General features: G+C 49.7%; 8 protein-coding genes. 5 read left to right on the top strand and 3 right to left on the bottom strand.

Translation table 11 applies throughout. From position 1 onward, the window contains the following. Positions 1-3: 3 nt before the first annotated feature. On the top strand, positions 4-1,125 hold the full coding sequence (locus ACUU1M_RS18610) for a GAPES1 domain-containing protein (RefSeq protein ID WP_449144732.1): 1,122 nt from the start codon (positions 4-6) through the stop codon (positions 1,123-1,125). Between the two features lie 42 nt (positions 1,126-1,167). Continuing rightward, positions 1,168-1,671, top strand: a complete 504-nt coding sequence (gene yeaK / locus ACUU1M_RS18605; protein WP_152029047.1) for a mischarged aminoacyl-tRNA deacylase — start codon at positions 1,168-1,170, stop codon at positions 1,669-1,671. Here yeaK and yoaI read toward each other — a convergent pair whose 3' ends face one another. After that, on the bottom strand, positions 1,672-1,776 hold the full coding sequence (gene yoaI, locus ACUU1M_RS18600; RefSeq protein WP_000999629.1) for a small membrane protein YoaI: 105 nt from the start codon (positions 1,774-1,776) through the stop codon (positions 1,672-1,674). It abuts the gene before it with no gap. 169 nt (positions 1,777-1,945) lie between these two features. Between yoaI and ACUU1M_RS18595 the strand changes: the two genes are divergently transcribed. Continuing rightward, positions 1,946-2,392: a DUF441 domain-containing protein gene (locus ACUU1M_RS18595; protein WP_000460707.1), complete on the top strand. Its 447-nt coding sequence runs from the start codon at positions 1,946-1,948 to the stop codon at positions 2,390-2,392. Here ACUU1M_RS18595 and nimR read toward each other — a convergent pair. Beyond that, the gene (nimR, locus tag ACUU1M_RS18590; protein WP_000972265.1) at positions 2,349-3,170 is read right to left on the bottom strand and encodes a DNA-binding transcriptional regulator NimR; all 822 of its coding nucleotides are present in this window, start codon (positions 3,168-3,170) and stop codon (positions 2,349-2,351) included. The genes ACUU1M_RS18595 and nimR overlap by 44 nt on opposite strands. A gap of 96 nt (positions 3,171-3,266) precedes the next feature. Between nimR and nimT the strand changes: the two genes are divergently transcribed. Together nimT and ACUU1M_RS18580 are read left to right on the top strand one after the other, a co-directional pair. Continuing rightward, positions 3,267-4,448, top strand: a complete 1,182-nt coding sequence (gene nimT / locus ACUU1M_RS18585; protein ID WP_152029048.1) for a 2-nitroimidazole transporter — start codon at positions 3,267-3,269, stop codon at positions 4,446-4,448. 54 nt (positions 4,449-4,502) lie between these two features. Beyond that, entirely contained in the window at positions 4,503-4,850 is a 348-nt protein-coding gene (locus ACUU1M_RS18580; RefSeq protein WP_005079322.1) for a DUF488 domain-containing protein, read from the top strand. Between the two features lie 21 nt (positions 4,851-4,871). Here ACUU1M_RS18580 and yoaF read toward each other — a convergent pair whose 3' ends face one another. Next, the gene (gene yoaF / locus ACUU1M_RS18575) at positions 4,872-5,126 is read right to left on the bottom strand and encodes a DUF333 domain-containing lipoprotein YoaF (protein ID WP_000691930.1); all 255 of its coding nucleotides are present in this window, start codon (positions 5,124-5,126) and stop codon (positions 4,872-4,874) included. Positions 5,127-5,149: the final 23 nt, after the last annotated feature.

Raw genomic sequence — 5,149 nt, 5'->3', positions numbered from 1 at the left:
ACCATTCTATTTCAGGAAGGAGTGTCCGTTAAACTCAGGCTACCTCACGCTGCTGAGCAGTCGGAAGTGTCGCCAGAACAGCGGCGCGCCATCTGCGAGGCTTTTGAGTCTGCCAATAATACCCATGGCTTAAACCTGACTGCCCATAAATACCCGGGCTTACGCGGCACACTACAAACCGCATCCACTGACTGCGACACAATTGTGGAAGCTGCAGCACTATTACCCGCTTTTGATCAGGCAGTGGAAGGCAACCGCCACCAGGATGATTACGGTTCAGGTCTTGGGATGGCCGAAGAGAAATTTCACTATTATCTCGATCTCAATGACCGCTATGTCTATTTTTATGAGCCGGTTAATGTTGAATACTTTGCGATGAATAACTGGTCCTTCCTGCAGTCAGGAAGTATTGGCATCGATCGCAAAGATATTGAAAAGGTATTTACCGGGCGTACCGTATTGTCGAGCATTTACCAGGATCAGCGTACTACACAGAACGTGATGAGTTTGCTGACGCCGGTATATGTCGCAGGGCAGCTAAAAGGGATTGTGCTGCTGGATATTAACAAAAACAATTTGCGGAATATCTTTTACACTCATGACCGCCCTCTCCTCTGGCGTTTTCTCAATGTCACGCTAACCGATACCGATTCGGGGCGCGACATTATCATCAACCAGAGCGAAGATAATCTGTTCCAGTATGTCAGTTACGTCCATGACTTACCGGGCGGCATTCGTGTCTCGTTATCCATTGATATTCTTTACTTTATCACGTCTTCGTGGAAAAGCGTTCTGTTCTGGATTTTGACGGCGTTAATTTTGCTGAATATGGTCCGGATGCACTTCCGTTTATACCAAAATGTGTCGCGAGAAAATATTAGTGATGCGATGACTGGACTGTATAATCGCAAAAATTTAACCCCTGAACTGGAGCAGCGGTTGCAGAAACTGGTGCAATCCGGTTCTTCGGTGATGTTTATTGCAATTGACATGGACAAGTTAAAGCAAATAAATGACACCCTCGGTCATCAGGAGGGGGATTTAGCGATTACGTTACATGATGCGTATAAAGCTTCCGATGAGCGTTTATATGTCAATAAGCAGAACAAAAACAGCCGTTCATGATAACCTTCTGTGGTTGTTTGCTTGTAATCTCAGGAGCGTGAAATGACTGAAATGGCTAAAGGAAGCGTGACGCATCAGCAGTTAATCGCTTTATTATCACAAGAAGGTGCTAACTTCCGCGTCGTTACCCATGAAGCGGTAGGTAAATGTGAAGCGGTGTCAGAAATTCGTGGCACCGCTCTAGGCCAGGGTGCTAAGGCACTGGTATGTAAAGTCAAAGGCAATGGCGTAAATCAACATGTTCTGGCGATCCTCGCAGCCGATCAACAGGCCGATCTGAGCCAACTCGCCAGCCATATAGGCGGATTACGCGCTTCATTGGCCAGCCCGGCGGAAGTTGATGAACTCACAGGCTGTGTCTTCGGCGCGATCCCCCCTTTCAGCTTCCATCCAAAACTCAAACTGGTTGCCGACCCTCTACTCTTCGAACGATTTGATAAAATCGCCTTCAATGCAGGGATGCTGGATAAATCCGTTATTTTGAAAACCGCGGATTATTTGCGCATTGCGCAACCAGAACTGGTCAATTTCCGCCGCACTGCGTAGCTAGCCTATCCGTTCAATAAGCAGAACGGACAAAACCAGCACAACCGCAATAGCAAAAAACGATGATGTGATAATCAGTGTCTCGACGAACATTTGATCGTTCATAGCATGCCCCCGGGAGATAGCTGTTTTCACGTTATTGTTAGCGTGCACAAATGGCAGTTTGATGACAGTTCGCCTGATTTTTTATGCAAAAAACGTAAAGATTTTCTACTTCCTTCCTGCAGCAAGCGTAAAGTAAGCAGGCTTATTATTTTTTGGCAAGGAAACCACGATGTTTGATGTCACTTTGCTGATCCTGCTCGGGTTAGCTGCGCTGGGCTTTATCAGTCATAACACCACTGTCGCCGTTTCAATTCTGGTGTTGATCATTGTCCGCGTCACACCGTTAAGCACCTTTTTCCCGTGGATTGAAAAACAGGGGCTAAGTATCGGGATAATCATTCTGACGATTGGCGTTATGGCCCCCATCGCCAGCGGGACGCTACCGCCCTCAACCTTGATTCACTCGTTTCTGAACTGGAAATCGCTGGTGGCAATTGCAGTAGGCGTTATTGTCTCCTGGCTGGGTGGGCGCGGCGTGACGTTAATGGGCAGCCAGCCGCAACTGGTTGCTGGGCTGCTGGTGGGCACTGTTTTAGGCGTAGCGCTGTTTCGCGGCGTACCGGTTGGCCCGCTTATTGCCGCGGGTCTGGTTTCGCTGATTGTGGGGAAACAGTAGTTAATCCCGCAATATATCGGCCTGGCGTTTGCCCCAGGCCTTTCTTAAACATAGTAATAAAGGCCGTTGTTGAATCATACCCCAGCGTATGAGCAACTTTCTGTACAGTATCGCCTTTCACTAATCCCTGAAGCGCCATAATCAGCTGTAACTGCTGACGCCACTGGCGAAAACTCAACCCCGTCTCTTTCACTATCAGTCGGGCAAGATTGCGTTCACTCATCGCAAAAAAGCCAGCCCATTGCCCCAATGACCCCCACTCGACGGGCCCTTTCGCCATCATCTCCACCATCGTGCGGATTTTAGGATGAGAAGAAACGGGCAGGTGCAGCTGTTGTTGTGGCTGCTGAGGGAGTTCATCAAACAGGACCTGAATTAATCTGCGGGTCATCGGCTCAGCACGCTGAGTCGTCGTCCTGTTTGCCAGGGTTAAAATCAATTCCCGGCATAAGGGCGATATTTTCAATGTGCAACATGTTGTCGGCATTGTCACTGCGCTGGGTTCGATAAACAGAAAACAGAGTTCAGCGTTAGCTGTCACTTGATTGCTATGCTTCACCCCGCCCGGTATCCAAACCGCATATTGTGGCGGCACCATCCACAAAGCATTTTCCACCGTACAGGTAATTGCACCATGTAATGCTAGTATCAGCTGTCCTTTGCGGTGCTGATGTACAGGACTGGTTAACTCATCCGTTCCGGCGTGAATACAAAATGCGACCGCGGCTTCATGGTGTCGGTCGGGTTCATAGCCATTGAGATTCAACCTGTGCATCATTTTGTCCGAACTTAGCGATAATTTGTCATTTTAGCTTGATTCAACATAACAATAAAAACGGTAAGGTACAGCCTCGTTTGTAACAATGAGAAGCATATGACCTGTTCAACTTCATTAAGCGGCAAAAACAGGATTGTCCTTATCGCTGGCATTCTGATGATTGCCACAACATTACGCGTCACCTTTACCGGCGCAGCGCCGTTACTGGATACGATTCGTTCCGCTTACTCGCTGACGACAGCGCAAACCGGCTTATTAACCACCCTGCCATTATTGGCCTTTGCGCTAATCTCACCTCTGGCTGCCCCGGTGGCGCGACGTTTTGGTATGGAACGTAGCCTGTTTGCCGCGTTACTTTTGATCTGTGCAGGTATCGCAATTCGTTCTCTCCCTTCGCCTTACTTATTATTTGGCGGTACAGCGGTCATTGGCGGTGGGATTGCATTAGGCAATGTCTTACTGCTAGGATTAATTAAACGCGATTTCCCTCATTCCGTCGCCAGACTTACCGGCGCATATTCCCTGACAATGGGAGCTGCAGCGGCACTGGGATCGGCTATGGTCGTGCCGCTGGCTTTGAACGGTTTTGGCTGGCAAGGCGCGTTGTTCATGCTGATGTGTTTTCCTCTGCTGGCTCTTTTTTTATGGCTGCCACAGTGGCGAAGTCAGCAACATGCAAATTTGAGTACCTCACGCGCCTTACATACCCGGGGTATCTGGCGTTCGCCACTTGCCTGGCAGGTAACATTGTTTCTTGGGATCAACTCACTGGTCTATTACGTGATTATTGGCTGGCTTCCGGCGATCCTCATCAGTCACGGCTATAGCGAAGCACAGGCGGGTTCACTGCATGGTTTGCTGCAACTAGCCACAGCAGCTCCCGGTTTGCTGATCCCACTTTTCTTACATCATGTGAAAGACCAGCGTGGTCTTGCAGCGTTCGTTGCCTTGATGTGCGCAGTGGGCGCGGTTGGGCTCTGCTTTATGCCAGCGCACGCGATCACCTGGACTCTGCTTTTCGGTTTTGGTTCCGGCGCAACAATGATACTGGGGTTGACGTTCATTGGTCTTCGGGCAAGTTCTGCGCATCAGGCGGCGGCACTCTCGGGGATGGCACAATCCGTCGGGTATTTGCTGGCAGCCTGTGGGCCGCCGCTAATGGGTAAAATACACGATGCTAACGGTAACTGGTCCGTACCACTGATGGGTGTTGCAATACTTTCACTACTGATGGCGATTTTCGGACTTTGCGCCGGGAGAGACAAAGAAATTCGCTAATATCCGGTGCTATAGTGACGTGACAAATCTTGCGTGAAAGGGAGAACAAACACGATGAATATTCAGTGCAAACGCGTTTATGATCCGGCTGAACAGAGCGATGGTTATCGCGTACTGGTCGACCGCCTCTGGCCGCGCGGTATCAAAAAAACCGATTTAGCCCTTGATGAGTGGGATAAAGAAATCACGCCGTCAACGGAACTGCGCAAAGCCTTTCACGGCGAAGTCGTCGATTTTGCAACCTTTTGCGAGCAATATCGCGCAGAACTGGCGCAACACGAGCAAGAAGGAAAGCGGCTGGCGGACATCGCCAAAAAACAGCCGCTGACCCTGCTCTACGCAGCAAAAAACACCACGCAGAACCATGCGCTGGTGCTGGCCGACTGGCTACGTAGCTTGTGATTTTAGTACGGCATCCGGCGGTTATTTTTCACCAGCCGGATGGTCCCGTCGCCACAATGCCCATTCATCAATCGTTTCACCGCCCGGTAATTTGCAATTGTTGCTGACCCCTTGCGCTGTCTGCACTGGAATGAGCGTCCCGCCCTTCTGCTGGCAATAGACCGACGCCGGATTTGCCATACCAATCTGCGGCGGTTTAGGTGCTTCTGGCTGAGAAGGGGTTGAACAACCAGCCAGGACCAGCAAGCAAGGCAGAACAAAACTGATAATTTTCATTTATTGATCTCACATATTTATCC

The organism is Shigella sp. SIG6 (genome assembly GCF_053555815.1).
The sequence above is the reverse complement of the archived record's forward strand: the minus strand, read 5'-3'. Positions and strand labels throughout refer to the sequence as shown.